General features: G+C 43.6%; 22 protein-coding genes. 19 read left to right on the forward strand and 3 right to left on the reverse strand.

The window, feature by feature from the left end; genetic code table 11:
• The coding region (uvrC, locus tag Q0K96_RS07375; protein WP_297333363.1) for an excinuclease ABC subunit UvrC at positions 1-1148 on the reverse strand (1148 nt) is incomplete at its 3' end.
• 357 nt (positions 1149-1505) lie between these two features.
• On the opposite strand from uvrC, the gene Q0K96_RS07380 reads away from it, so the two are divergent.
• Complete coding sequence (locus Q0K96_RS07380) at positions 1506-2468, forward strand: succinylglutamate desuccinylase/aspartoacylase family protein (RefSeq protein ID WP_297333364.1); 963 nt, start codon at positions 1506-1508, stop codon at positions 2466-2468.
• Between the two features lies 1 nt (position 2469).
• Here Q0K96_RS07380 and Q0K96_RS07385 read toward each other — a convergent pair whose 3' ends face one another.
• Positions 2470-2925 (reverse strand): DinB family protein, encoded by a 456-nt coding sequence (locus Q0K96_RS07385; RefSeq protein ID WP_297333365.1) that lies wholly within the window; start codon positions 2923-2925, stop codon positions 2470-2472.
• Positions 2926-3042: 117 nt separating this feature from the next.
• On the opposite strand from Q0K96_RS07385, the gene Q0K96_RS07390 reads away from it, so the two are divergent.
• From Q0K96_RS07390 to Q0K96_RS07475, 18 genes are all read left to right on the forward strand, one after another.
• On the forward strand, positions 3043-3399 hold the full coding sequence (locus Q0K96_RS07390) for an ArsC/Spx/MgsR family protein (protein WP_297333366.1): 357 nt from the start codon (positions 3043-3045) through the stop codon (positions 3397-3399).
• Positions 3392-4288 (forward strand): DMT family transporter, encoded by an 897-nt coding sequence (locus tag Q0K96_RS07395; protein ID WP_297333367.1) that lies wholly within the window; start codon positions 3392-3394, stop codon positions 4286-4288. The genes Q0K96_RS07390 and Q0K96_RS07395 overlap by 8 nt, the downstream gene beginning before the upstream one ends.
• Before the next feature lie 192 nt (positions 4289-4480).
• Positions 4481-5338, forward strand: a complete 858-nt coding sequence (locus tag Q0K96_RS07400) for a YicC/YloC family endoribonuclease (protein ID WP_297333368.1) — start codon at positions 4481-4483, stop codon at positions 5336-5338.
• Between the two features lie 94 nt (positions 5339-5432).
• Positions 5433-6002, forward strand: a complete 570-nt coding sequence (gene gmk / locus Q0K96_RS07405) for a guanylate kinase (protein ID WP_297333369.1) — start codon at positions 5433-5435, stop codon at positions 6000-6002.
• Positions 6003-6276: 274 nt separating this feature from the next.
• Positions 6277-7434 carry a homogentisate 1,2-dioxygenase gene (locus Q0K96_RS07410; protein ID WP_297333370.1) on the forward strand — a complete coding sequence of 386 codons (1158 nt, stop codon included), beginning with the start codon at positions 6277-6279 and terminating at the stop codon, positions 7432-7434.
• 66 nt (positions 7435-7500) lie between these two features.
• The gene (gene hppD / locus Q0K96_RS07415; RefSeq protein ID WP_297333371.1) at positions 7501-8661 is read left to right on the forward strand and encodes a 4-hydroxyphenylpyruvate dioxygenase; all 1161 of its coding nucleotides are present in this window, start codon (positions 7501-7503) and stop codon (positions 8659-8661) included.
• A 305-nt stretch (positions 8662-8966) separates the two neighbouring features.
• The gene (locus tag Q0K96_RS07420) at positions 8967-9728 is read left to right on the forward strand and encodes a DUF3108 domain-containing protein (protein ID WP_297333372.1); all 762 of its coding nucleotides are present in this window, start codon (positions 8967-8969) and stop codon (positions 9726-9728) included.
• 9 nt (positions 9729-9737) lie between these two features.
• The gene (locus Q0K96_RS07425; protein WP_297333373.1) at positions 9738-10670 is read left to right on the forward strand and encodes a tryptophan 2,3-dioxygenase family protein; all 933 of its coding nucleotides are present in this window, start codon (positions 9738-9740) and stop codon (positions 10668-10670) included.
• 18 nt (positions 10671-10688) lie between these two features.
• Positions 10689-11921: a peptidoglycan DD-metalloendopeptidase family protein gene (locus tag Q0K96_RS07430; protein ID WP_297333374.1), complete on the forward strand. Its 1233-nt coding sequence runs from the start codon at positions 10689-10691 to the stop codon at positions 11919-11921.
• A gap of 3 nt (positions 11922-11924) precedes the next feature.
• A complete protein-coding gene (gene pgi / locus Q0K96_RS07435) occupies positions 11925-13568 on the forward strand; it encodes a glucose-6-phosphate isomerase (protein WP_297333375.1) in 1644 nt (547 codons plus the stop codon).
• 290 nt (positions 13569-13858) lie between these two features.
• A complete protein-coding gene (locus Q0K96_RS07440) occupies positions 13859-16495 on the forward strand; it encodes a TonB-dependent receptor (protein WP_297333376.1) in 2637 nt (878 codons plus the stop codon).
• 157 nt (positions 16496-16652) lie between these two features.
• The gene (locus Q0K96_RS07445) at positions 16653-17099 is read left to right on the forward strand and encodes a hypothetical protein (RefSeq protein ID WP_223054475.1); all 447 of its coding nucleotides are present in this window, start codon (positions 16653-16655) and stop codon (positions 17097-17099) included.
• A gap of 61 nt (positions 17100-17160) precedes the next feature.
• Positions 17161-17640 (forward strand): septal ring lytic transglycosylase RlpA family protein, encoded by a 480-nt coding sequence (locus Q0K96_RS07450; protein ID WP_297333377.1) that lies wholly within the window; start codon positions 17161-17163, stop codon positions 17638-17640.
• Between the two features lie 17 nt (positions 17641-17657).
• Positions 17658-18053 carry a septal ring lytic transglycosylase RlpA family protein gene (locus tag Q0K96_RS07455; RefSeq protein ID WP_297333378.1) on the forward strand — a complete coding sequence of 132 codons (396 nt, stop codon included), beginning with the start codon at positions 17658-17660 and terminating at the stop codon, positions 18051-18053.
• Positions 18054-18240: 187 nt separating this feature from the next.
• On the forward strand, positions 18241-18777 hold the full coding sequence (locus Q0K96_RS07460) for a hypothetical protein (RefSeq protein ID WP_297333379.1): 537 nt from the start codon (positions 18241-18243) through the stop codon (positions 18775-18777).
• Between the two features lie 3 nt (positions 18778-18780).
• Positions 18781-19941, forward strand: coding sequence for an efflux RND transporter periplasmic adaptor subunit (locus Q0K96_RS07465; protein WP_297333380.1), 1161 nt, complete (start codon positions 18781-18783; stop codon positions 19939-19941).
• An 11-nt stretch (positions 19942-19952) separates the two neighbouring features.
• The gene (locus Q0K96_RS07470; protein WP_297333381.1) at positions 19953-23102 is read left to right on the forward strand and encodes an efflux RND transporter permease subunit; all 3150 of its coding nucleotides are present in this window, start codon (positions 19953-19955) and stop codon (positions 23100-23102) included.
• Between the two features lie 16 nt (positions 23103-23118).
• A complete protein-coding gene (locus Q0K96_RS07475) occupies positions 23119-24519 on the forward strand; it encodes an efflux transporter outer membrane subunit (RefSeq protein WP_297333382.1) in 1401 nt (466 codons plus the stop codon).
• Positions 24520-24634: 115 nt separating this feature from the next.
• Here Q0K96_RS07475 and Q0K96_RS07480 read toward each other — a convergent pair.
• Positions 24635-25491: AbiH family protein (locus Q0K96_RS07480; protein ID WP_297333383.1), on the reverse strand; the 857-nt coding region annotated here is incomplete at its 5' end.

The raw sequence follows: 25491 nt of genomic DNA on the forward strand, positions 1-25491 counted from the left end.
AGGCGCAGGTCCTGCTTCATTTGTGCCATAATACGCTTGGTGTGGCGGTCGGGGTCGGTAATCTTTATCTGCTTTAGCTGGTCCATACGGTAAAAACGGGCATTACGCTCGCTCAGGTCCAGTATCTGTTTTTTGTCGCCCAGTTTGGGTACGGTTACCTTTACGCTTTCGCCCAGGTCAATTTCATAGGGTACAAGCACCTCCCTGCTGCGCAGGTTAAAACGCTCGCGAAGCTCTACCACGGCAATTTCTAAAAGCTCTTCATCAGGTTCATCCAGCTTCTTTTTTATTTCCATGGTGTGCGAGCGCACAATAGCCCCGTGGCTTACCTGTATAAAATTGACATAAGCCATGCTTTCATCACTTATAATGCTGAAAACATCAAGGTTGCTTATGCGAGGATTAAACACGGTGCTGCGTGCCTGGTAGCTTTCCAGCACGTCTATCTTTTCTTTTATTTTCTGGGCTTCTTCAAAACGCATATCGGCAGCCAGCTCCTGCATCAGTTTTTTAAAATCGCGAAGGCTGTCTTTAAAGTTGCCTTTTAATATTTCGCGGATGGCATCTACATGGCGCTGGTATTCGGCAAGTGGTTCATTTCCTTCGCAAGGGCCTTTGCAGTTGCCTATGTGGTACTCCAGGCAAACTTTATATTTACCCGATTGTATGTTGGCTTCATTAAGGTCGTAATTGCAGGTGCGCAACGGGTACAGTTCCTTTATAAGGCTCATGAGTGTATGAACCGTTTTAAAAGAGGTATAAGGCCCGAAATATTCAGAGCCATCCTTTATGACATTCCGGGTGTGGAACACGCGGGAAAAAGGCTCTTTTTTAATGCACATCCACGGGTAGCTCTTATCATCTTTAAGCAGCACATTATAGCGTGGCTGCAGTTTCTTGATGAGGTTGTTTTCCAGCAGCAGTGCCTCGCTTTCGGTAGGCACAACAATGTGCTTTACGCGGGCAATTTTGCGCACCATAACGCGTATGCGCCCGCTGTCGTTAACCTTATTGAAATAGGACATTACCCTTTTTTTAAGGTTTTTCGCCTTGCCCACATACAGCAGCTTGTCATCTTTATCAAAATACTGGTACACACCCGGGCTGTCGGGCAGGGTTTGTATCTGAAGTTCTAAAGGCGTTTGCATACTACAAAGTTAGTGACAAAGTTTTATTGGCTAATGGGTAAATTTAAATTTTAAGAAGCTTGATGCTGGATGTTGGGTGTCCGATGCCTGTTGTCCGATAATGTGTTCCATTCCGACCGAAGCGGAGGAATCTGAATGAGTTGGAGAGATTTCTCACTTTGCTTCGCTCCGTTCGAAATGGAAAGTGTTCATTACTTCCATTCCGACCGAAGCGGAGGAATCTATATAAGCTTGAGATTTCTCAACTTCGCTTTGCTCCGTTCGAAATGGAAAAGAACCATTAACTGATAACCAATACCTCTTATTACCAACTGTAAAGCCTATTTTATATCTTTACACCACCAGTAAAACAAACCTATGGCCCACAGGAATATAACCATTCTCGGCGAAACCGTAATGCCCGGCGAAAGCAAAACGATTAACATGGAAATTGCAAGGCTGCACACCATGAGCCGCCTTAAGGTGCCTATTATTATAGAAAGGGCTAAGCTTGACGGCCCTGTAGTGCTTTTTACGGCTGCCCTGCACGGCGACGAGATTAACGGTACCGAGATTGTGCGCCAGATTATTGTAAGAAAAATCAATAAGCCCAAGCGGGGGACTATTATCTGCATCCCGGTTATTAATATTTTCGGGTTTGTAAACAAAAGCAGGGAGTTTCCTGACGGTCGCGACCTTAACAGGGTTTTCCCCGGTAGCCAGCGCGGTTCGCTTGCCTCACGCTTTGCCTGGCACCTGCTGAAAGAAGTATTGCCTAATGTAGATTATTGCATCGATTTCCACGCCGGGGGAGCCAGCCGCTTTAATGCTCCGCAAATCCGTATAGTACCCAACAACCCCGACCTTAAGCACCTTGCCGATATTTTTAATGCGCCGTTTACGCTATACAGCAAAAACATTACAGGCTCGTTCCGTAATGCGTGCGGCAAGCTTGGTGTAAAAATATTATTGTTTGAAGGCGGCAAGTCGCTTGATTTAAACCAGGATGTAACTCAGGAAGCCGTTCGTGGTGCCAAGCGGGTATTGTACCACTTGGATATGCTGAATCCCAAAAAGAATGTAAAACACCCGGAGCGCAATACGGTTTATATAGAGCGTTCGGCGTGGGTGCGCGCTAATTTTTCGGGATTACTGCAAAACCCAACGCCTGCCGGTAAGCTGGTGCAAAAGGGTGAAGTTATTGCCTGCATTACAGACCCGTTCGGAAAGTTTGAGCATACGGTTAAAGCGCCATACAGCGGCTACATCATCAACAGCAACGATGCCCCGATAGTATATCAGGGCGACGCTATTTTCCATATTTCGCAAAAGCTGGCTTAGGCTATACAAACTTTCGTAGCGACATTATCACGCCCATGTGTACGCCCTCATGAAAGTTGTTGAACTCCAGCCCTTCCTTTGCACTGCGCAGGGTATAGCCAAACTCGGTGGTATATTCTTTATACCCGGTAAAAATACCGTTATTAAAGTCCTGTTCGGTTTTATCTACAGTGGTAAAAAGCAGTTCTTTTAATTCGTTTATTTCTGCCTGGGTAGCATCGCGTTCCGGTTTTGTGCCGCGCATATAGCTTTTTGCCATTTCCTCGCTAATTATCATAGGCAATCCCGAAAGCGAATATACTATCCGCTGCTGTGTTACCACTATGTGCGCTATGTTCCAGTATATGTTATTGTTAAACCCTTCGGGTACTTTGTTAAGCTGCTCCGGGGTATAATTGTCAAGGAACCTTAAATACAGTTCCCTGCTTTTGCGCAACACGCTGAATGTAGTTTGCATAGAATAGATTTTATAAAGATAAAAGTAAGTAATTCCTGCAAAAGTTTACTGGCATTATAATTAGTAAAGTTTTAGTGTTATAAATACCTTTGCACTTTACAAAAAGAAGGCTTAGTAATGAAAACCATATTTTACCTTAAAACCTGCGATACCTGCAAACGTATATTAAAATTGTTGCCGAATACAGATAGATTCGAATTACAGGATATAAAGACAAAACCTATAACTGCCGAACAGCTTGAAGAAATGAAAAAGTTAGCAGGCAGCTATGAGGCGCTTTTCAGCCGAAGGGCTACCCTGTATAAAGAGCGAGGGCTAAAAGACCAACAACTTACAGAGGAAGATTATAAAAACCTGATACTGGAGCATTACACCTTTTTAAACCGCCCGGTTATTGCAGATGGTAAAACTGTTTTTATTGGCAACAGCAAAGCTGTAACCGAAGCTGCCGTAGCACACCTGGGTAATGAGTAAGCGTAACTTTGCCCTTGCTGCCGCCACACTGGTTTCCATTATATATGGGGTAACCTTTACCATTGCCAAAGATGTAATGCCTGCCTATATTAAGCCTTTTGGCTTTATAGTGCTGCGTGTGGGTGTTTCGGCAGTTTTGTTCTGGGTCGCCGCACTTTTGGTAACCCGCCAGAAAATTGCCTTAGCCGATTTTCCGCGAATTGCCGCTGCCGCACTGTTTGGCGTAGCACTTAATATGCTCACTTTTTTTGAAGGGTTAAGCCTTACATCGCCCATTATGGCTTCGGTGCTTATGGTTACCACGCCTATAATTGTACTGGTGCTCTCTGCAATACTAATGCGCCAGCGTATTGTGAAGCGAAGGGCGGCAGGCATACTGCTGGGGCTTGTGGGTACTGTTATGCTAATATTATATGGTAAGAGTGTGGGCAATGCGCAAAACGCGCTGTGGGGTAATTTCCTGGTGTTTGTAAACGCGGTAAGCTATGGCCTGTACCTTATCCTGGTAAAAAAGCTGATGGACAAGTACAATGCTTTTGCTTTTGTAAAATGGATATACCTCTTCGGGTTTATGATGGTACTGCCTTTTGGGTGGGTACAGGTAGAGGCGGCTGATTTTAGCGCAATGCCTTTAGATATTATTCTTAAAACTGCGTTTGTGGTGGTAATCTCTACCTTTCTTACCTATCTGCTCAACCTGCTGAGCATGAAAGAACTTAAGCCTACAACCGTTGCGGTATTCATTTATTTACAGCCATTGTTTGCCACCTTGTTTTCTATAGGGTTAGGTAAAGATAGCCTTGATTTGGTTAAGATACTCTCGGCGTTGCTTATATTCGGCGGGGTTTACCTTGTAAGCATCAAACCAAAGGATAAGAACGTGGCATAAACGATTATATAATTTGAAAATGTGCTGATTTGAAGATTTGAAAATATCAGTTTTGGCTTCCATTCCGACCAAAGTGGAGGAATCTGTATAATTTTCAAATAGGCTCATTTTCAAATTTTCAAATCCTTCGGGCTGCACTACACTTAAAATCCCCCACAAATTTTTGTAACTTTGTGCCTTTAAATTTTTTGCATGATACAATCCATGACGGGGTTTGGCAAAGCTTCTATGCAACTGCCCAACAAAAAAGTTACTGTAGAAATTAAGTCACTAAACAGCAAAGGGCTCGACCTAAATGTGCGTATGCCCTCTGTCTTCAGGGAGATGGAGCTTAGCCTGCGCAACCGCGTGGCACAAAAGCTGGAGCGCGGTAAAATAGACCTTTCCATTTTTGTTGAGGTAACCGGCGAAGAAACATCGAGCAAGGTTAATGTGCCGATTGTAAAAGCCTACATTAACCAGCTTAGAGAAGTAGTGGACGGCGACCAGACCGAACTATTGAAAATGGCAGTGCGCATGCCGGATGCCCTTAAAACAGAACGCGAGGAGATTGATGAGAATGACTGGGCGCAGATTGAAGAGGTTATAGAGCAGGCACTTGTAAACATAAACAGTTTCAGGGTAACGGAAGGTATTGCGCTGGAAAAGGAATTTTTAGTACGCATATCCAATATTATGTCGCTTATGAAGCAGACAGTTGCCTATGACAGCGAGCGTATAGAAAACGTTAAGAACAGGCTGCAAAACGCCATAAACGAGCTGCAGGTAAATGTAGATGAGAACCGCTTTGAGCAGGAGCTTATTTACTACCTGGAGAAAATGGATATTACCGAAGAAAAAGTACGCCTTGAAAACCATCTTAACTACTTCATGGAAACCCTTGCGGGTAATGAAGCCAACGGGCGCAAGCTGGGCTTTATAACTCAGGAAATGGGCCGCGAAATAAACACTATGGGTAGCAAGGCCAACCATGCCCAGATGCAAAAGCTCGTGGTACAAATGAAGGATGAGCTGGAAAAAATAAAGGAACAGGTACTTAATATATTATAGGCAAAAGCCATTAGGCAATAGTTTTAAGTAAAACTAATAAACCATCCGCAACACCTCCCCTTTGGGGAGGATGGGAGGGGCACAACAACACACAATGAATAAAGGTAAATTAATTGTATTCTCGGCCCCGTCGGGTTCGGGTAAAACCACTATAGTGCGGCACCTGCTGGCACAGCCCGAGCTTAACCTTGAGTTCAGTATCTCTGCAGCTACAAGAAGCCCGCGCGGAGAGGAGCAGCATGGTAAAGATTACTACTTTATGAGCATAGACGAGTTTAAAAAGCACATAAAGGCAGAAGACTTTGTAGAGTGGGAAGAGGTATACCGCGATAACTTTTATGGCACCCTTAAAAGTGAAGTAGAGCGCATATGGGCTATGGGCAAGAACGTGATTTTTGATATTGATGTTGCCGGTGGCCTGCGCATAAAACGCAAGTTTCCTGAAGAAACCCTTGCCGTGTTTGTAAAGCCGCCCAGTATTGATGAACTTAAAATAAGGCTGAAGAACCGCAGTACTGAAAGTGACGAAAAAATAAACATGCGCATTGCAAAGGCATCGGTAGAGTTGGCAACAGCCCCGCAGTTTGATACCATCATAAAAAATTATGATCTTGATACCGCCAAGGCAGAAGCCTATGAGCTGGTAAAGAAGTTCATATCGTAGACATCTTTTACTATAATTATAAAAGCCGCCTGTTAGCTATTTTATTGTAAGGAAGCAGGCGGCTTCTACATTTTTCTCTTTTAGCGATGTAAAAGAAAATATCGTAAAAATTGCCTAAAACAACAGGTAAAAATTAAATTTTTACGATATTTGTTACATGAATTCGCAATGGCAGGGTTTATTAAGCTACTTAAAATTCCTCATCAAGAGAAATCCGGAATGAGGAACGGCACTACTATTGCCGCACATTATGTTTAATTAATAAATTTCTATTATGCCTATATATCACAAGCTTGGAGATTTTCCCCAAAAAAGGCACGTTCAGTTTCGCAAACCCGATGGCGGGCTTTATTATGAGCAGCTTTTCGGTACAGAGGGGTTTCACGGCCACTCATCTTTGCTGTACCAGGTGCACAGGCCCACTCAGGTAAAAGAGATACTTAAATCTTATTCGGTAGAGCCTGAAATTGCTATAGATAAGAACATTAAATCATTACTGCTTAAAGGTTTTGAGCTTAAGCCGGAAGACGACTTTTTAGACAGCCGCAAAACCATGCTGGTTAATCGCGACTGTGCCATTGGCCTTGCTGCCCCGCGCAAATCGCTCCGCACCTATTTTTATAAAAATGCCGATGCCGACGAGATGCTTTTCATTCACAAAGGTACCGGCACGCTCCGCACTTTTATGGGTAACATACCTTTTGAGTATGGCGATTACCTTATCATACCACGCGGTATGATTTACCAGATAGATTTTGATACCGAAGATAACCGTATTTTTTATGTAGAGTCGGTTGCGCCGTTATATACGCCTAAGCGCTATAAAAACTCAAGCGGTCAGCTACTGGAGCATTCGCCTTTCTGCGAGCGCGATTTTAAACTGCCGCAGGAGCTGGAAACCTATGACGAAAAAGGCGATTTTGTTATCAAGATAAAAAAAGAGGGCATGCTGCACGAGGTAGTATATGCCACGCACCCGTTTGATGTAATAGGGTGGGATGGCTATAACTATCCTTACGGCTTCAGTATTCACAACTTTGAGCCGATTACCGGCAGGGTACACCAACCGCCTCCGGTACACCAAACGTTTGAAACACCTGCATTTGTAGTGTGTTCTTTCTGCCCAAGGCTTTATGACTACCACCCGCTTTCTATACCGGCGCCATACAACCACAGCAATATAGATAGCGATGAGGTGCTGTATTATGTAGATGGCGACTTTATGAGCCGCAATAACATAGAGCAGGGGCATATAACCCTGCACCCTAAAGGCATACCACACGGCCCTGCGCCCGGAGCTACAGAACGCAGCATAGGCCAGACCGTAACACAGGAGCTTGCCGTAATGGTAGATACCTTCCGCCCGCTTATGGTAACTAAAGAAGCCATGGGCTTAGATGATGGCCAGTATTACAAAACCTGGGTAGAATAATAAATAAGTCAATAATGCTAACTGCCTGTCAGTGTCATAGCGTCAGTTAAAGAAAATATAAATAAAATGAGCAAAGAAGTTAAAAGTGTAGAATACGGACTCGAAAAAATATTTGAGGGCGCACAGGATTTCCTTCCGCTTTTAGGAACAGATTATGTAGAGTTTATTGTAGGTAATGCAAAGCAGGCTGCGCATTATTACAAAACGGCTTTCGGTTACCAGTCACTGGCCTATGCAGGCCTTGAGACCGGTGTAAAAGACCGTGCAAGTTACGTTCTCAAGCAGGATAAGATACGCATAGTGCTTACTACCCCGCTAACAGCAGATTCGCCACTTAACGACCATATTGTTAAGCATGGCGACGGTGTTAAAGTAGTAGCCCTTTGGGTAGAAGATGCCCATAAGTCTTTTGAAGAAACAACCAGCCGTGGCGCAAAGCCTTATATGGAGCCAACGGTAGAAAAAGACGAATTTGGTGAGGTAGTACGCGCAGGTATCTATACCTATGGCGAAACCGTGCACATGTTTGTAGAGCGTAAAAACTACAACGGTGTGTTTCTGCCGGGCTTCCGTGAGTGGAAGAGCGATTATAACCCTGAGCCTACCGGGCTTAAGTATGTAGATCACATGGTGGGCAACGTGGGCTGGAATGAAATGAATACATGGGTTAAGTGGTATGAAGAGGTTATGGGCTTTGTAAATTTCCTTTCGTTTGACGATAAGCAGATTAATACCGAATACTCTGCTTTGATGAGTAAGGTAATGAGTAACGGCAACGGCCGTATAAAGTTTCCTATCAACGAGCCGGCAGAAGGCAAAAAACGTTCCCAAATTGAGGAATATCTTGATTTTTACGGTGGCCCGGGTGTGCAGCACATAGCCATTGCTACCGATGATATCATTAAAACAGTTTCAGACCTTAAGTCAAGGGGCGTTGAGTTCCTTTCACCTCCGCCACATGCCTACTATGAAGCAGTGCCTGAAAGGCTTGGCGAGCACATGAGCATTATGAAAGAGGATATAGCGGTTCTTGAAAAGTTAGGTATTATGGTAGATGCCGACGAAGAAGGCTATTTGCTGCAGATTTTTACCAAGCCGGTAGAAGACAGGCCAACCCTGTTTTATGAAATAATACAGCGTATGGGTGCCCGTGGTTTTGGTGCCGGTAACTTTAAAGCACTGTTTGAAAGCATAGAGCGTGAGCAGGAGTTGCGTGGAACGCTGTAAAAGGGCTTTATTTTTGCAGATAATTAAATTTTAAGCCAATTTGGAAACTATTTTTTGAGGATAATGTGTTAAAGTAAAAATTTTACACATATATTTTCAATATTGTGAATACATTTGCACTCGCAAAAAAGGAGGTGCTGACACATTAAATTTTTTGTGGTAAATTTTTCATAATTTATAGTTTTTTGGTTGGTTAATAGCATAAAAACCCGGTCATACTTTTGACTGGGTTTTTTTGTTTTCTTATTTTTGGAACAGTAATTGCTTTTTATGCCGTAAAACACCCAAAACAAAAAAAATTTACTATGAAAAAATTAATGGTAATCTTATTTCTCCTTGCCTCGGTAAGTGCTGTGCCGCAGGATGCTTTTGATACAGGAGAGTACTTTAAGTTCAGGATTCATTACGGCATTGTAAACGCAGGCTATGCCACTTTAGAAGTTAAGGAGGCAACCCGCAGTGGTAAAAAAGTACATCATGTTGTAGGTAAAGGAGTTACTACGGGTATGACCAAGTTTTTCTTTAAGGTAGAAGACCTTTACGAAAGTTACTTTGATAAAGTAACGGGGCAACCCTACCAGTTTGTAAGGAAAATTGATGAGGGCGGCTATACCAAAAACCAGGAAGGTTTTTTTAACCAGGGCAATAACACCGTGGTGGTTAAAGACTACAAAAATAAAAAGCAGAAAACATTCAGCGTTCCCGAAAACGTGCAGGATATCGTTTCAACATTTTATTACCTGCGCAACCACCCGGATGTTGACAAGCTAAAAGTGGGCGAATCTATATCTATAGATATGTTTTTTGATGATGAAACCACAAAATTTAAGCTCAAATTCATTGGCAGGGAAAATATATCTACTAAATTTGGCACAGTATCAGCCATGATATTCAGGCCCTATGTTCAGGCCGGCCGGGTGTTTAAGGAAGAAGAGAGTTTAACCGTTTGGATTTCAGACGACAAAAATAAAGTACCTTTGCGCATAAAGGCCAGTCTTGCTGTGGGTTCGCTTAAGGCTGACCTTGAAGAATACAGAGGATTAAGTCATCCTTTTAATGCAAAATAACAGGCAACAATGGAGTTAACAACCCCAATCCTTGATAAGCTTAACGCACTTGATGAGAAATTCAGGGATATTAACCAAAAAACGGAAACACATCTTGAAGGCCTGCTTTGGGCCAAACCCATAACCTATTGGGACTATATACAAACAGATGCGCTGCTTAACCTTCAGATACAGCGCACCACGCTGCCAGATGAAATGGTATTTATTATGTACCATCAGGTTAATGAGCTGATTTTTAAAATGATTCTTTGGGAGGTAGAGCAGCTTTGCCATACCGAACAGCCCGAAACCGGCTATTTTACGGAAAAGCTTATGCGCATAAGCCGCTACTTTGATATGCTTACCACATCTTTTGATATTATGAAAGAAGGTATGGAGGTAGAGCAGTATATGAAGTTCAGGAACACACTTACCCCTGCAAGCGGTTTCCAGAGCGCGCAGTACAGGCTTATAGAGTTTGCCAGTACAGATCTCATCAACCTTATAGACTATCGTTACCGCGCCACGATAGACCGCAATACACCCTATGAACATGCTTTAGAGCACCTGTACTGGCAGGCAGCGGGTAAAGATTACAAGACAGGCGAGAAAACCTATCTGCTAAAAGAATTTGAAAGAAAATATAAAGGCGAGTTCCTGCGTTTTATGGAAGAGTACAACACCATAAACATCTGGAGGAAATTTAAGCAACTGCCGCAGGAAGCCCAAAATGATGCCATGCTTGTAAAAGCAATGCGCCATTATGACTATACGGTAAATGTTACCTGGGTTATGGGGCACTATAATGCAGCAAAAAAATATATAGAGAGTGCCAGCGGCCCGCAGGAGGCAACCGGTGGCAGCGACTGGAAAAAGTATATGCACCCGAGATACCAGAGAAGGATATTTTTCCCCGAGTTATGGACAGAAGAAGAACTGCGCACATGGGGCGAAAATGTATAACCGAATAAACAGCCGAAATTGAAGTATTTTACCGCCATATTACTTATACTAACTTTAATAGCCTGTAATAAAGAGGAGAAGGAAAAAATAAAAAAGCCCGTAGTAGCCAAAGAAAAAATTGTAAAGGAGTTCGGTTTTGTACTTAATGATTTTAAGGTAGAGCACGATACCATTAAAAGTGGCGATACATTTGGCGGGCTGCTGCAGGAGCAGGGTTATGATGTGGCACAGGTGCACAATATAACCGAGGCCATACGCGATAGCTTTAACCTGAGGGATATACGTATAGGCAAACCTTACACTTTACTTAAAAACAAAAAGAACCCCAATAACCTGGAGGTTTTTGTGTATCAGGCCGACAGGCTCAGCTATTATGTGGTAGACCTTCGTGACAGTATTGCCAAAGCCTATAAAAAAACAAGGCCACTCAGCATTAAACGCAGGGTTATTGCCGCAACTATAGAAGGTTCCCTTGCCGAAACCATAAACAAGGCAGGCGCGGGCCCGGCACTTACACACGAGCTATCTGAAATATACGCATGGTCTATCGACTTTTTTAAGCTGCAAAAAGGCGATAAGTTTGCCGTTACGGTAAATGAACGATTTATAAGCGATACCATTTACGCAGGAGTAGAAAACATAGAAGCCGCTGTTTTTGAAACAAAAGGTGAAAAGAAATATGCTTTCCCGTTTAAGCAGAACCCGGATGCAAAACGCGCCGATTACTATGACGATGAAGGCAAAGTGCTTAAGAGCATGTTCTTAAAAGCGCCGTTAAAATTCAGCCGAATTACTTCGCGTTTTTCACCGAAACGCTTTCACCCGGTGCAAAAAAGATGGAAGGCGCATAACGGTACCGACTATGCCGCACCAACGGGAACGCCTATTATGACAACCGCAACAGGTACCGTAATAGAGGCAGGGTACAGCTCCGGTAACGGTAACTATGTAAAAGTAAGGCACAACGGTACTTATACCACCCAATACCTGCACATGAGTAAAATCAAAGTGCGCAGGGGGCAGCACGTTCAGCAGGGCGATGTAATTGGTCTTGTGGGCAGTACAGGCCTTGCCACCGGCCCGCACGTGTGCTACCGCTTCTGGAAAAACGGTGTACAGGTAGATGCGCTAAGGCAAAGGCTGCCAAGCTCTCAGCCGATGGAGGCTAAATACAAGCCCCAGTTCATAGCGCAGATGGAGCCGCTGAAAAAAGAATTAGACAGCATCTATAACATCACATTCAAAAATTAACCTATGGCATTACAAAATACCAATCCGTCCGGTACCGCTGCATGGCAGGCATTGCGGGAACATTTTTCGGAAATGCAGTATGCATCCATGCAGGAAATGTTTGCTGCCGACAGCAGCAGGAGCGAGAAATTCCACATTAAGTGGAATAATTTTTTGGTAGACTATTCCAAGAATATCATTAACGAAAAAACGGCTTCGCTTTTACAGGACCTCGCAAAAGAGGCAGATCTTGCAGGAGCTGTTGAGAGTTATTTTGGCGGGGAGGCTATAAACCGCACCGAGAACCGTGCGGTACTGCACACGGCACTGCGGTCACCTGAAAATGCAGATATAAAAGTTGACGGGCAAAATGTAATGCCCGAGGTATATGCCGTTAAAAACAAAATAAAACAGTTTACTGATGAGGTTATAAGCGGCACACGCAAAGGCTATACAGGCAAAGCCTTTACCCATGTGGTAAATATTGGCATAGGGGGCAGCGACCTGGGCCCGGCTATGGTGGCAGAGGCACTTGCTTATTACAGCAACCACCTTGAGGTACGTTTTATATCTAACGTGGATGGCGACCATGTAATGGAAAGCCTTAAAGGGCTTAACCCCGAAACTACGCTTTTTGTAATTGCATCTAAAACGTTTACCACACAGGAAACCCTTAGCAATGCCGAAACAGTGCGCGAATGGTTTTTGAAGCATGCATCGCAGCAGGATGTAGCGAAGCATTTTGTGGCGGTAAGTACCAACATAAGTAAAGTAACAGGTTTTGGCATAGCCGAAGAAAATATATTCCCGATGTGGGACTGGGTTGGAGGGCGTTTTTCGTTATGGAGCGCCGTTGGCCTTAGCATAGCGCTTTCGGTTGGGTTTGATAATTTTGATAACTTGCTGAAAGGTGCGCATGAAATGGACGAGCATTTCCGCACTGCGCCGCATGAAGAGAATATTCCGGTAGTGCTGGCATTGCTAAGCATTTGGTACAACAACTTTTTTGGTGCCGAAAGCGAGGCGCTGATACCATACACACAATACCTGCAAAAACTGGCTCCTTACCTGCAGCAGGGTATTATGGAAAGCAACGGTAAGAGCGTGGGCCGCGATGGCAACCCTGTAAATTACCAGACCGGTACTATTATATGGGGAGAGCCGGGTACTAATTCGCAACACGCATTTTTCCAGCTGATACACCAAGGCACAAAGCTTATCCCTACTGATTTTATAGGGTTTGCACAGCCATTGCACGGTAATACAGACCATCATGACAAACTGATGTCGAACTTTTTTGCACAGACTGAAGCTTTGCTTAACGGTAAAACCGAAGCACAGGTTAAGGCAGAGTTTGAAAAGCAGGGCATAAGCGGGGAGAAGGCAGCGTTTTTACTTCCCTTTAAGGTTTTCAGGGGCAATAAGCCTACCAATACTCTTTTGATAGATAAGCTTACACCGCAAACCTTAGGCAGCCTTATAGCGCTTTACGAGCATAAAATATTTGTTCAGGGGGTTATCTGGAACATTTTCAGTTATGACCAGTGGGGTGTAGAGCTTGGCAAGCAGCTTGCTAACTCTATTCTTGATGAAATTAACACTGGCGAAGTGCAACAGCACGACAGCAGTACCACGTTTTTACTGAAAGAGTATTTAAGCAAAAAATAATATTGTAAATACTATACTAAAAAGCCCGCAGATAACCTGCGGGCTTTTTTATTTCTATCATCAATAGCATACAAAAAGCCTGTTTGGTATGCAATATTATGGGTTTAAAAAAGCTTTAAAGTACCTTAAACTTAAGGTTTCTTTGTTTGTAAGAATACTTCCTGTTCATTAAGCAAGGGTAAGCTAAGGGTCAACCTTCAGTAAAAAATACCCCTCTTAAACTTAGCTTAACTTTTTAATGCTATGCATGCATCAAATTTGCCGCAAAACCTAAAATAACACTTCTGAGAATGAAAAATTTTACACGAATTTTGTTTTCGGTTTCCATGATGCTGATAAGCGTTTTTGCGATGGCACAGGAAACTATTACCGGTACAGTTACCGATGGCCAAATGCCTTTACCCGGCGCAACTATTACCGTAACAGGTACTATGGACAGTGCCACAACCGATGTAAACGGTATGTTTACATTACAAACAAGCTCTTTGAGCGGCGAACTTACAATTTCGTATCTGGGTTTTAACAGCCTTAAGCTGCCTTTTACAATCAACCCCGGGCAACAGCTAAACATTGGTACTATTAACCTTACAGAGAACTCTGAAGAGCTGGAAACCGTTGTAATTGTAGGCCGTGGTGTAATTGACCTTGAGCAGGACAGGAGAACGCCTGTTGCAGTGTCTAACATCAGCCAGAGGGAAATCAGGCTTAAATCGGGTAACCAGGAATTTCCCGAGGTTATGAAAAATACGCCATCTGTATATGTGGCAAGCCAGGCAGGTGGTTTTGGAGATTCTAAAATGTACGTGCGCGGTTTCGACCAGACCAATACGGCATTTCTTTTAAACGGTCAGCCTATAAATGGTATGGAAGACGGTAATATGTACTGGAGTAACTGGAGCGGTATGACCGATGTTGCCAATTCGGTACAGGTGCAAAGGGGACTTGGTTCATCTAAGCTTGCCATATCTTCTGTGGGAGGTACGGTAAACATCGTAACAAAAGCTACCGATTTCCGCCAGGGTGGTTTTGCACAGTCAATAATAGGTAATGATGATTACCAAAAAACAACCCTTTCTTATAACACAGGATTAATGGAAAATGGTTTCGGCTTTAGCGCAATGCTTACTAAGTGGAGCGGCGACGGTTACAACCGCGGTACTTTTGGTGAGGGTTATAACTACTTTATATCTTTCGGTTATAAGCCTAACGACCAGCACCTGTTTAACTTCCTTGTGTTCGGTGCACCACAGTGGCACGACCAGAACTTTACTAAACCAATTGCCGATTACCTTAAATTCGGAAGGAAGTATAACAACAACTACGGTTTTCTGGATGGTGACTACCTGAGTGAGAGGAGAAACTACTACCACAAGCCGGTGCTTAACCTTAACTGGGACTGGAATATAAACTCTGCAATGGAGCTGTCATCAGTATTATATGCCTCATACGGCCGCGGAGGCGGTACCGGTAACTGGGGTAACGGCAGGGTGCGTACGGCTGATGGGCATGTAGATTTTAATACCATCCGCGATAATAACATGATGCTTCCCGGAATGATTGGTACTGAAAGCAGGGAAGCCGGCGAAAGGGCTTATGCCATCCGTAACTCGGTTAACAACCATGCATGGTATGGGCTTGTATCTAACTTTAACCACAGGGTTGATGATAACTTTAGCTACAATGCAGGATTAGATGTACGGACATATAAAGGAACCCACTACAGGGAGATATCGAATCTGTTAGGCTTAAACGGCTTCCGTGTAGATAATAATGCGCAGTATACTGACGGATATATTGTGACTGAAACGTTCAGCGCAAACCCATGGAGTGCCTTTACCAATGATCCTGCCGATAACCAGAAAGTTAACTACGATTATGACGAAAGGATAAGCTACGGCGGTATTTTCGGGCAGGCAGAATATGCAACAGATATGTTTTCGGTATTTGTTCAGGGTGCGGTTTCTACACAGTCCCACATCCGCTGGGACAGGTTTGGCTATACAGAAGCAGAGGAAGAATCTGAAAGGGTAAGCAACACGGGCTTTAACATTAAGGGTGGTGGTAGTTTTAACATCAACGAGCAGAACACTATTTTTGTTAATGCAGGCTATTACAGCAAGCAGCCATACCATGATAACATTTACTTGAACTTTGGTAATGATGTTAACCCGCTTACCGAGAATGAAAAAATTACAGGTATAGAAGCAGGTTACAGGTTTAAAAGCCAGTACTTAGACATTAACCTTGATGCCTACAGGACAAGCTGGAAGGACAGGGTTACTACCGAAAGCGATATTGCTGACCAGGGTGAAACAGTGCTTTACACAAACAACTCCGGGCTTAGCCAGCTGCACACCGGTATAGAGCTTAGCTTTATGGCAAGGCCTTTTGAGCAGCTTGATGTGAGGGGTTTTGCTTCTTTAGGTAACTGGGAGTATGATGACGATGTTTACATCAGGGTATTTGACGAAAACCAGAACCTGGTTTCTGACGGGCAATATACTATAAACGATAATCCGGTAATAGGCGAGCAGATACAGGACGTAGATGGAAGTAAAGTGGGCGGTGGTGCGCAAACTACTATAGGCCTTGGCGCTGTTTACAGGATTACACCTAACTTCTCTGTAGATACTGACTGGAGGACGTATGATAACCTTTATGCACAGGCAGTAGTTAAAGAAAATGTTGAACTGCCAACATATGACCTTGTAGATGCAGGTGTTACTTATACCATGAAATTCGTTAAGAGCTCGCTTACCTTCAGGTTAAACGTAAACAACGTTTTTGACGAAGTATATATTACAGAGCTAACTTCTGCCATACCGGTTGAAGAGGGTGCTGAAACCTACAAAGGCATTAATGTAAACAATTTCGGTTTCTTTGGTAACGGAAGGACATGGAACTTCGGGATGAGGTTTAATTTCTAAAATAAGATAATTTTTAAAGTTAGTTTTGTTTCATACAGGTTGTTGATATTGCCCCCCGCTACGCCGGGGGGTAATTTTTTAATCATATTCAGCAAATTATGTTACGTTCTATTTCATAAATACTTATTTTTGCCAATAACCGAAAACTGAAATATTTATGGATGCATATCAGTCAGTACTCGCCCTGCACTCTTACTGGGCATTTGCAACATTAGGATTACTGCTTATTGCACTGCTTAATTCTTTCGCAGGCTTAAGCGCAAAAAGGCCATTCCTTAAAAGGGACAGGCAGATAGCACTGATAGCGCTAACCTTTACGCACATACAGTTTTTACTGGGCATGGTGCTGTATTTCCTTTCACCAAAGCTTGAGGCTGCCAAAGCAGCGGGCATGGGTGCGGTAATGAAAGACAGCAACCTTAGGCTTTTTGTGGTAGAGCACCCGCTTACTAACATTATAGCCGTTATATTAATAACAATAGGCTGGAGCGGGCACAAAAAAGCTGCCGAAAGCCCTGCTAAATTTAAAAGGCTTGCCTACTTATATGCTTTAGGATTTATACTGCTTTTAAGCAGGATTCCGTGGAGCCAGTGGTTAAACTAACAGCATATAAGCCCTTTTAAGGGCTTTTTGCTTTTTGTATAATTTTACAAATGCAGGAAGTATGAAAAAATGTTTTTACGTTAGTATTGCAACTTTTGCCGTAGCGGCGCTTTTCAGTTTTACGCAGCAAAAATCAGGTAATGGCATAGCTAAAGGCAGCACCCCTGCTAAAGCAACAACAGTTGCCGACACAGCTAAAACAGCCCCGGTTGCTGCCGCAAAAGAGGTTAAGTTGAAGCCCTACAAAAAAAATGTACTCGCTACTTATTATGCCGATAAGTTTAACGGGCGCAAAACCAGCAGCGGTGAGCGGTTTGACAACAAAAAATATACCGCCGCCCACATGAAGCTGCCATTCGGCACTATGGTACGCGTTACCAACGAGGCCAATGGCAAGTGGGTAGATGTAAAAGTTAACGACCGTGGCCCGTATAATAAAAAACTCGAAATAGACCTTACCAAAAAAGCTTTTATGGAAATAGCTTCTAATAAAAGTTCCGGTACTTTTAAGGTAAAAATTGAAATTATAGAAACTAAATAAGCAATACAATACTACCAATGGCCAAGCGCGTTCTTATTGTTTTTGTTACTGCCTGCCTGCTTGCTGCTTGCTCTTCCTCGCGCAGGGGTGGTGCATCGGCATCAGGTTCTTTTTCTGTTTACGACAAAAAAGCGGTAGCCTGTTACTATGCCGATAAATTCAATGGAAGGAAAACCGCCAGCGGAGAAAAATTCAGTAACAGCAAATATACCGCAGCGCATAAAAAATTACCATTCGGTACAAAAGTAAAGGTTACCAATAAAGCTAACGATAAATCAGTAATTGTTACCATAAATGACCGAGGGCCCTTTACCCGGGGCAGGGATATAGACCTGAGCAAAAAAGCATTCATGGAAATTACCGATAATAAAAATCACGGAATGCTTAACGTGATTATAGAAGTGGCTAAATAGCCACTTTTTTTATATCCGATTTTATTCATTTTCCCAAATGGCATTTTGAGGAATATACAGTAAATATGAAGTTTCATTATATTTTACTAAAACGTTATAGTTAATAACGTGCTTTGTATTAACAAATATTTAACTATTAATTTGGTTCGTTTAGTTCGGTGTTTACCGAACTATATAATATCTTTGCATGAAATTTAAGGATATAATGCAGGACATACAGAAAGAGAAAGAAGAATTAAGGGAAATGTTTGGCATCCATTTCGAGAGGCAATATAATATTCCGCCATTGGCAGCCAGGATATTAGGAGTTCTTATTATAGACAGCTGCAAAGCAGGGATAACATTTGAAGATTTGGTAGAACGAATGGGGGCAAGTAAAAGCTCTGTTTCTACCAGTGTTAACCTATTGCTTAAAATGGGTAAGATACAATACTATACCCTTGCAGGCGACCGCAAGAAATACTTCCGCCCTTCACCGTTAAGCGAAAGGCTTGCCAGCTACATAAAAATGATAGAGCACGAAAAGCTGATTATAGAGCGTATGCTGGCTTACCGCGAAAAAACAGCATCGTGTGATGCCGAGCTGTGCAATCTCGAAAATACAAAAGCCTATAAAGAGCATGTGCTGGAAGTAGAAAAGCTGCTGCTGAAAACCATTTCAAGGTTTAAGGAAATAGAAAAAAACAGAGATCAATTTAATAATCACAATCAGAATAATAGTTAACAAATGAAAAAGAGTAGTTTAATGGCACTTGCTGCCTTACTGATACTTTCGGCCTGTGGTAAAAAAGAAGAGCAGGCACCGCAGGCGCAGGGCCCGGCTCCTTTTCCGGTGCAAACCGTAGCCAGGCAGGATGCCACTATTTACCAGGATTATACGGCCAACCTGGAGGGGCAGCAAAATGTAGAGATACGCCCAAAGGTTAATGGCTTTATCCAGAAAATTTATGTGGATGAAGGCGACCAGGTTAAAAAAGGGCAATTATTATTTAAGCTCGAAACCCAAAGCCTGAGCCAGGATGCTGCCGCGGCAAAAGCCAGTGTAGATGCTGCACAGGTAGAGGTTGACAGGCTTAAGCCGCTGGTAGAGCGCAACATTATAAGTAATGTGCAGCTAGAAACGGCTAAAGCAAAGCTTGCTCAGGCAAAAGCCGCTTACAGCAGCGTTGCCGCAAATGTTGGTTATGGTACCATAACCTCTCCGGTAAATGGGGTAATAGGAACCTTACCTTATAAAGAGGGAGCCCTTGTAAGCAGCACTACAGAGATGCCGCTTACAACCGTTTCTGATGCAAGGGTGGTTTATGCCTACTTTACCATGAACGAAAAACAACTGCTCGATTTTTCACGCACATTTAAAGGCGCTACCCTTCAGGAGAAGCTTAAGAATGTACAGCAGGTAAGCCTTATACTGGTAGATGGCAGCGAGTATGAACATAAAGGAAAGCTTACTGCTGTTAGCGGTATTGTAGATCCTGTAACCGGGACATCAGAATTCCGTGCCGAGTTCCCGAACCCTGAAAGCATTTTAAGGAGCGGCAGCAGTGGTGTGGTGCGCATACCGATAGAAAAAGATGAAGCCATACTGGTGCCGCAAAACGCCGTTATGGATATGCAAGGCAAACAGCTTATTTATGTTGTGGGCAAAGACAATACTGTTACATCAAGGGTTATAGAGACAAGCACAACAGCGGGTAACAACTATATTGTTACAGCAGGCCTTGAGCCGGGCGAGGTATATGTAACCGCAGGCGCAACAAAACTTAAAGAAGGCCAGCAAATAGTGCCGCAGCAGGAAACTGCACAGCAGCAGGGCACAGCCGCTACAGACAGTACCACAGTTGCAGCAGCTAAGCCATCCGGTAATACTACTCAGCAAAAAAAATAAAGTAACAAAAGATGCTTAAAACTTTTATAGAAAGGCCGGTACTAAGTACCGTAGTTTCAATATTGATAACCATTTTGGGTGTGCTGGGCCTTATGGCACTGCCTGTAGAGCAGTACCCTGAAATTGCACCGCCCACCGTTCAGGTATCGGCAACCTATACCGGTGCCAACGCAGGTACCGTGCTTAACAGCGTTATTATCCCGCTGGAAGAAGAAATAAACGGGGTAGAGGGCATGACCTACATGACATCTACTGCCGCTAATGATGGTTCGGCAACCATAAACGTGTTCTTTGAACTTGGCGTAAACCCTGACATTGCAGCCGTAAACGTGCAGAACCGTGTGGCACGTGCTACCAGCAAGCTGCCGCAGGCAGTAGTGCAAACAGGTGTTACCACAGTTAAGAGCCAGACAAGTGCGCTGATGTTCCTTTCAGTTTATTCAACCAATCCGGAATATGATGGTACGTTTGTGCAGAACTATGCAAAGATTAACCTTGTGCCAAAGCTGCAAAGGGTTAAGGGTGTGGGGCAGGTAAACGTATTTGGTGGAAAAGACTACTCGATGCGTATATGGATAGACCCCGAAAAAATGGCGGCTTACGGGCTTACCCCTGCCGATATACAGCGAGCCCTGCAGGAGCAGAACGTAGAAGCGGCACCGGGTAAATTCGGGGAAAATGCCGATGGCGTTTATGAATATGTAATAAAATACAAAGGACGCCTTAGCAGCGTGCCTGAATATGAAGATATCGTGGTTAAAGCCACGGGTGGCGGTAACTTTCTCCGGCTTAAAGATGTTGCCAAGATAGAGCTTGGTGCATTCAACTACGGGCAAAAGAACTTCGGTATGGGTAATCCCGGCGTTGCTATGGGTATTTTCCAGACATCGGGTTCTAACGCTAACGATATTATTGATGAGGTAACCCAGATCTTAGAAGAGGAAAAACCAAACTTCCCTAAAGGGATAGAGTATGTAGTGCCGTTTAACACTAAAACATTCCTTGATGCCTCTATAGATAAAGTGGTTTCTACACTTATAGAAGCGTTTGTGCTGGTGTTTATCGTGGTGTTCCTGTTCCTTCAGGATGTGCGTTCTACCCTTATCCCGGCAATTGCCGTTCCGGTAGCCATTGTGGGTACGTTCTTCTTCCTTAACCTCTTTGGCTTCTCTATTAACCTGCTTACCCTCTTTGCGCTTGTGCTTGCCATTGGTATTGTGGTGGATGATGCCATTGTGGTGGTAGAGGCGGTACATGCCAAGCTCGATGAAGGGGAGCAGTCCGCTAAAAAGGCAACGCTTTCTGCCATGAGCGAAATTACAGGTGCTATCGTATCCATTACATTGGTTATGGCGGCGGTATTCGTTCCGGTATCGTTCCTTCAGGGGCCTTCGGGTGTGTTTTACCAGCAATTCGCGTTAACGCTTGCGGTAGCTATCCTTATCTCGGCAGTAAACGCATTAACATTAAGCCCCGCGCTTTGTGCCCTTTTCCTGAAGCCGCACAAAGAGGGCGAGCATCATAAAAAGAAAAACATTAAAGAAAGGTTCTTTACAGCCTTTAATGCCGGGTTCGACAGCATGAACCGTAAATATACCCGCTCATTGGGCTTCTTGGTACGCAAAAAATGGATAACAGTTATCGGGCTTCTTGTCTTTACAGGAATTACCTATTACCTGTTTACCACAACGCCATCAGGATTTATCCCGAATGAGGACAGGGGTATCATTATGAGCGACCTTACCATGCCACCGGGAACAACACTTGAGCAGACGCAGAAAGCGGTTGACCAGCTTGACAGTGTTATTACCAGTATACCTGAGGTTGATGCAAGGATGAGCGTAGTGGGCTTCAGCCTTTTAAACAGGGTAAACGGTGGTTCTTATGCCTTTACCATTATAAAGCTGAAAGACTGGAAAGAACGTAAGGAAGACAACCAGAGCGTAGATGCCATAGTAGGGCAGCTGTTTGCACGGACGGCAGCCTTTAAAGATGCACGTGTGCTGTTCTTTACGCCGCCGAGTGTGCAGGGCTTTGGTACTGCCGATGGTTTTGAGTTTAAGCTGCAGGCAAAAGCTGACGACGACTGGTCTAAAGTAAGCCAGGTAAGTAATGAGTTCCTTGCCGAGCTAAGCAAACGCCCGGAGATACAATATGCCATTACCAACTTTAACCCTAATTTCCCGCAATACCAGATGGATATTAATGTGGAAAGGGCTAAGGATGCAGGGGTATCGGTAAGCGATATCTTTAATACCATGCAGGGTTATTATGGCGGTCTATATACTACCGACTTTAACCGATTTGGTAAGCAGTTCAGGGTAATGATACAGTCATTACCAAGCGAAAGGGCCGATGAGCAGAGTATAAACGATGTATATGTGCGCAATGCCGCAGGACAGATGGTAGCCATTAGCCAGTTTGTCGATTTTAAAAAGATATACGGCCCCGAAGCGGTGTCAAGGTTTAACCTTTTAAAAGCGGTAAACGTTAACGGTAAGGCCAACCCCGGCTACAGTAGCGGCGACGCTATTAAGGCCATACAGGAAGTTGCCGAGCAACACCTGCCGAGCACCTATACCTATGAATTTAGCGGTATGACAAGGGAAGAAATTATTGCCGGCAACCAGGCGGCAGGCGTTTTCCTTCTCAGCCTCATATTTGTTTACTTCCTGCTTAGTGCGCAGTACGAAAGCTATATCGTTCCGCTATCGGTATTATTATCGCTGCCGGTAGGTATTGCAGGGGCTATCGGCTTTGTAAAGCTGGCAGGGCTTGAGAATAACATTTACTTTCAGGTGGCACTTATCATGCTTATAGGCCTCCTTGCCAAGAACGCCATCCTTATTGTAGAGTTTGCCATACAGCGAAGACGCCACGGAATGGATTTGGTTAAGGCAGCCATAGAGGGCAGCAGGGCGCGTTTAAGGCCAATCTTGATGACGTCGTTCGCCTTTATATTCGGGTTACTGCCGCTGGCACTTTCAAGCGGTGTGGGCGCGGTGGGTAACCGCAGTATTGGTATGGGTGCCGTGGGCGGCATGCTTATCGGTACACTCTTCGGCGTGTTCGTGGTGCCTGTACTGTTTGTAATATTCCAGGCGTTGCAGGAGCGAATATCCGGCAAACCGAAAGTGGATGAAACTGAAACCGTAGCATAAAATTCAAATCCTGAAAATGAGATTAGCAACAACCTATAAAATACTACTTGTGGCGGGAGCAGGGCTGCTGATGCAGTCTTGCTTTACGGCAAAGACCTATAAAAGGCCCGATGTAAAGGCCGAAAACCTGTACCGCACCGAATTGGTGGCGCAGGACAGCGCAAGCCTTGCGGATATATCATGGGAAAACCTGTTTACCGACCCGGTGCTGCAAAAGCATATTAAAACCGGGCTGCAAAACAATTTTGATATCCGGACAGCCATACAAAACATTACTGCAGCAGAGGCATACCTAAAGCAGGCAAAGGCTTCTTACTTCCCATCGTTGAGCGGTAATGCCACCTGGACACACCAGCAGCTTGCAAGAAACAGCCAGTTCGGCAGCTTTTTTAACGGGGCTATAGACCAGTACCAGCTTAGCGGAAACCTTTCGTGGGAAGCTGATATTTGGGGCAAGATACGCAGTAACAAACGTGCTGCCGCGGCATCTTACCTGCAAACCATTGCAGCCAACCAGGCGGTAAAAACACAGGTAATTACCGATATTGCCGCTACTTATTACCAAATGCTGTCGTTAGATGCACAGCTTGAAGTTGCCCAGCAAACGCTTGGCAACCGCAACGAAAGTGTGGAAACCATACAGGCATTGAAAGAAGCCGGCAGCGTTAACGAGGTGGGCGTAAAGCAGACCGAGGCGCAAAAATATGCCACAGAGCTTATTATTGCCGACCTGAAGAACAGCATTGTAATACTTGAGAATTATATGAGCCTGCTGTTGGGCGAAGAGCCAATGGCTATAGAGCGCACCACGCTGGCACAGCAGCAGCTTAACCCCGACATTAAACTGGGCTTTTCGGCTTCGCTGTTGCGCAACAGGCCCGATGTTATAGCGGCTGAGTATGGCCTTGTAAATGCCTTTGAGCTTACCAATGTGGCAAGGAGTAATTTCTATCCCTCGCTAACGCTTACCGCTTCAGGTGGTTTGCAGAGTATCGACCTGAAAGAGTGGTTTAGCGCTAACTCGCTTTTTGCCAATATTGTTACCGGGCTTGCACAGCCTATTTTTAACCAGAGGCAGATACGCACCCAGTATGAGGTAAGCAAGGCACAGCAGGAGCAGGCCTATATTGAGTTTGAGCAGGCGCTGGTAAACGCAGGCCGCGAGGTTAGCGATGCCCTTGCCAATTATGAAAACGAAACCCTGAAGCTCTCTATCCGCGAAAAGCAGGTAGATGCCCTTACCAAAGCGGCTGATTACTCTGATGAACTTTTGGAGTATGGTATGGTAAATTACCTTGAGGTGCTTACAGCAAAAGACAGTGCCCTTAACAGCGAGCTTAACCTGCTGGATAACAAATACAGGCAGTACCTTGCTATTATAGACCTTTATAAGGCCCTTGGCGGCGGATGGCGCTAATAGAAAGAAAGAATTAAGTTAGTTTTGTTCCAATAGGATTTAATTGTTTAGTTTATGTTTGGAAACCCGGTGCAAAACTGTACCGGGTTTTTTAATTATAAATCTATTGATATTTCTAACTATTTTTAAGAGGTAGTTTAGTTTGTGGTAAAGGCTCGCAATAGGTTTTGTTTACAATCCGTTCCCGCATCATTTCTTTTTTATTAAAATGGCGTGATACATTTTGTGCTATATCAGTGTAGTTATCCCATCCGTCCTTTTGATGGTAATATATTTTTATAGAAATACAGTTTTGATGCTCAAATACTTTATTTAGTAATATCCTGTCAGATAACCCACATGAATGCCCCATGATATATACCTGATATTTATCTAACTCTAAGAAATCAATCAAATTTTTGTAATTGGGCGTGTTCAGATAAGCAAAAGATTTGATGTTTCTTAAATACTCATTATCATCTTTCTTTTCTATCGTTTTGTAATCATAATCCATTTCATCGCCAAAGCCAAAAACAATGGGGCTTTCTTTATTATTTAAAAGTCCATGTATCTGGTTACATTGATACACCTCTTCGGCATAAAATGAAATCTCCTTTTGAAGGAGTGATGTGTAATTGAAGTTTAGATACTTCAATTGCTCAATTATAAAATCCTCCCCTTTGAGAGACCTTTCTTTTACTTTAGAGGAGTAATATTTTGCTGTTTCACTTTGTAACTCCCTAAAAAGTATAGTTGTTTCTTTATCTTTATACTGAGTTTTTGTCAGTATGTTTAAAGTTTCTTTATTAATCTTTAATTTATATTTATCCTCAACTTCTGTACATAGATATTCTTCCAAAAGTTTTTTTACCTGTTCAAACTCCTCATTAAGTCTTTTTACTTTTTTATTATCTTTCTCTTGAAGACACTCTTTTAATAACTGATAATATTCATTTTCAATATCTACCCAATTTTGGATATGGTGCTTATCAC

It is taken from the genome of Flavobacterium sp. (assembly GCF_024305175.1).
Lineage (GTDB): Bacteria > Bacteroidota > Bacteroidia > Flavobacteriales > Flavobacteriaceae > Flavobacterium.

What these genes read in the sequence shown, in the direction of transcription:
- pgi (WP_297333375.1), top strand. Translation starts at nt 11,925, where the DNA reads ATGGCATTACAAAATACCAATCCGTCCGGTACCGCTGCATGGCAGGCA.
- Q0K96_RS07445 (WP_223054475.1), top strand. Translation starts at nt 16,653, where the DNA reads ATGGATGCATATCAGTCAGTACTCGCCCTGCACTCTTACTGGGCATTT.
- hppD (WP_297333371.1), top strand. Translation starts at nt 7,501, where the DNA reads ATGAGCAAAGAAGTTAAAAGTGTAGAATACGGACTCGAAAAAATATTT.
- Q0K96_RS07460 (WP_297333379.1), top strand. Translation starts at nt 18,241, where the DNA reads ATGAAATTTAAGGATATAATGCAGGACATACAGAAAGAGAAAGAAGAA.
- Q0K96_RS07470 (WP_297333381.1), top strand. Translation starts at nt 19,953, where the DNA reads ATGCTTAAAACTTTTATAGAAAGGCCGGTACTAAGTACCGTAGTTTCA.
- Q0K96_RS07455 (WP_297333378.1), top strand. Translation starts at nt 17,658, where the DNA reads ATGGCCAAGCGCGTTCTTATTGTTTTTGTTACTGCCTGCCTGCTTGCT.
- Q0K96_RS07380 (WP_297333364.1), top strand. Translation starts at nt 1,506, where the DNA reads ATGGCCCACAGGAATATAACCATTCTCGGCGAAACCGTAATGCCCGGC.
- Q0K96_RS07395 (WP_297333367.1), top strand. Translation starts at nt 3,392, where the DNA reads ATGAGTAAGCGTAACTTTGCCCTTGCTGCCGCCACACTGGTTTCCATT.
- Q0K96_RS07410 (WP_297333370.1), top strand. Translation starts at nt 6,277, where the DNA reads ATGCCTATATATCACAAGCTTGGAGATTTTCCCCAAAAAAGGCACGTT.
- Q0K96_RS07450 (WP_297333377.1), top strand. Translation starts at nt 17,161, where the DNA reads ATGAAAAAATGTTTTTACGTTAGTATTGCAACTTTTGCCGTAGCGGCG.
- Q0K96_RS07385 (WP_297333365.1), bottom strand. Translation starts at nt 2,925, where the DNA reads ATGCAAACTACATTCAGCGTGTTGCGCAAAAGCAGGGAACTGTATTTA.
- Q0K96_RS07420 (WP_297333372.1), top strand. Translation starts at nt 8,967, where the DNA reads ATGAAAAAATTAATGGTAATCTTATTTCTCCTTGCCTCGGTAAGTGCT.
- gmk (WP_297333369.1), top strand. Translation starts at nt 5,433, where the DNA reads ATGAATAAAGGTAAATTAATTGTATTCTCGGCCCCGTCGGGTTCGGGT.
- Q0K96_RS07425 (WP_297333373.1), top strand. Translation starts at nt 9,738, where the DNA reads ATGGAGTTAACAACCCCAATCCTTGATAAGCTTAACGCACTTGATGAG.
- Q0K96_RS07475 (WP_297333382.1), top strand. Translation starts at nt 23,119, where the DNA reads ATGAGATTAGCAACAACCTATAAAATACTACTTGTGGCGGGAGCAGGG.
- Q0K96_RS07400 (WP_297333368.1), top strand. Translation starts at nt 4,481, where the DNA reads ATGATACAATCCATGACGGGGTTTGGCAAAGCTTCTATGCAACTGCCC.
- Q0K96_RS07465 (WP_297333380.1), top strand. Translation starts at nt 18,781, where the DNA reads ATGAAAAAGAGTAGTTTAATGGCACTTGCTGCCTTACTGATACTTTCG.
- Q0K96_RS07390 (WP_297333366.1), top strand. Translation starts at nt 3,043, where the DNA reads ATGAAAACCATATTTTACCTTAAAACCTGCGATACCTGCAAACGTATA.
- Q0K96_RS07440 (WP_297333376.1), top strand. Translation starts at nt 13,859, where the DNA reads ATGAAAAATTTTACACGAATTTTGTTTTCGGTTTCCATGATGCTGATA.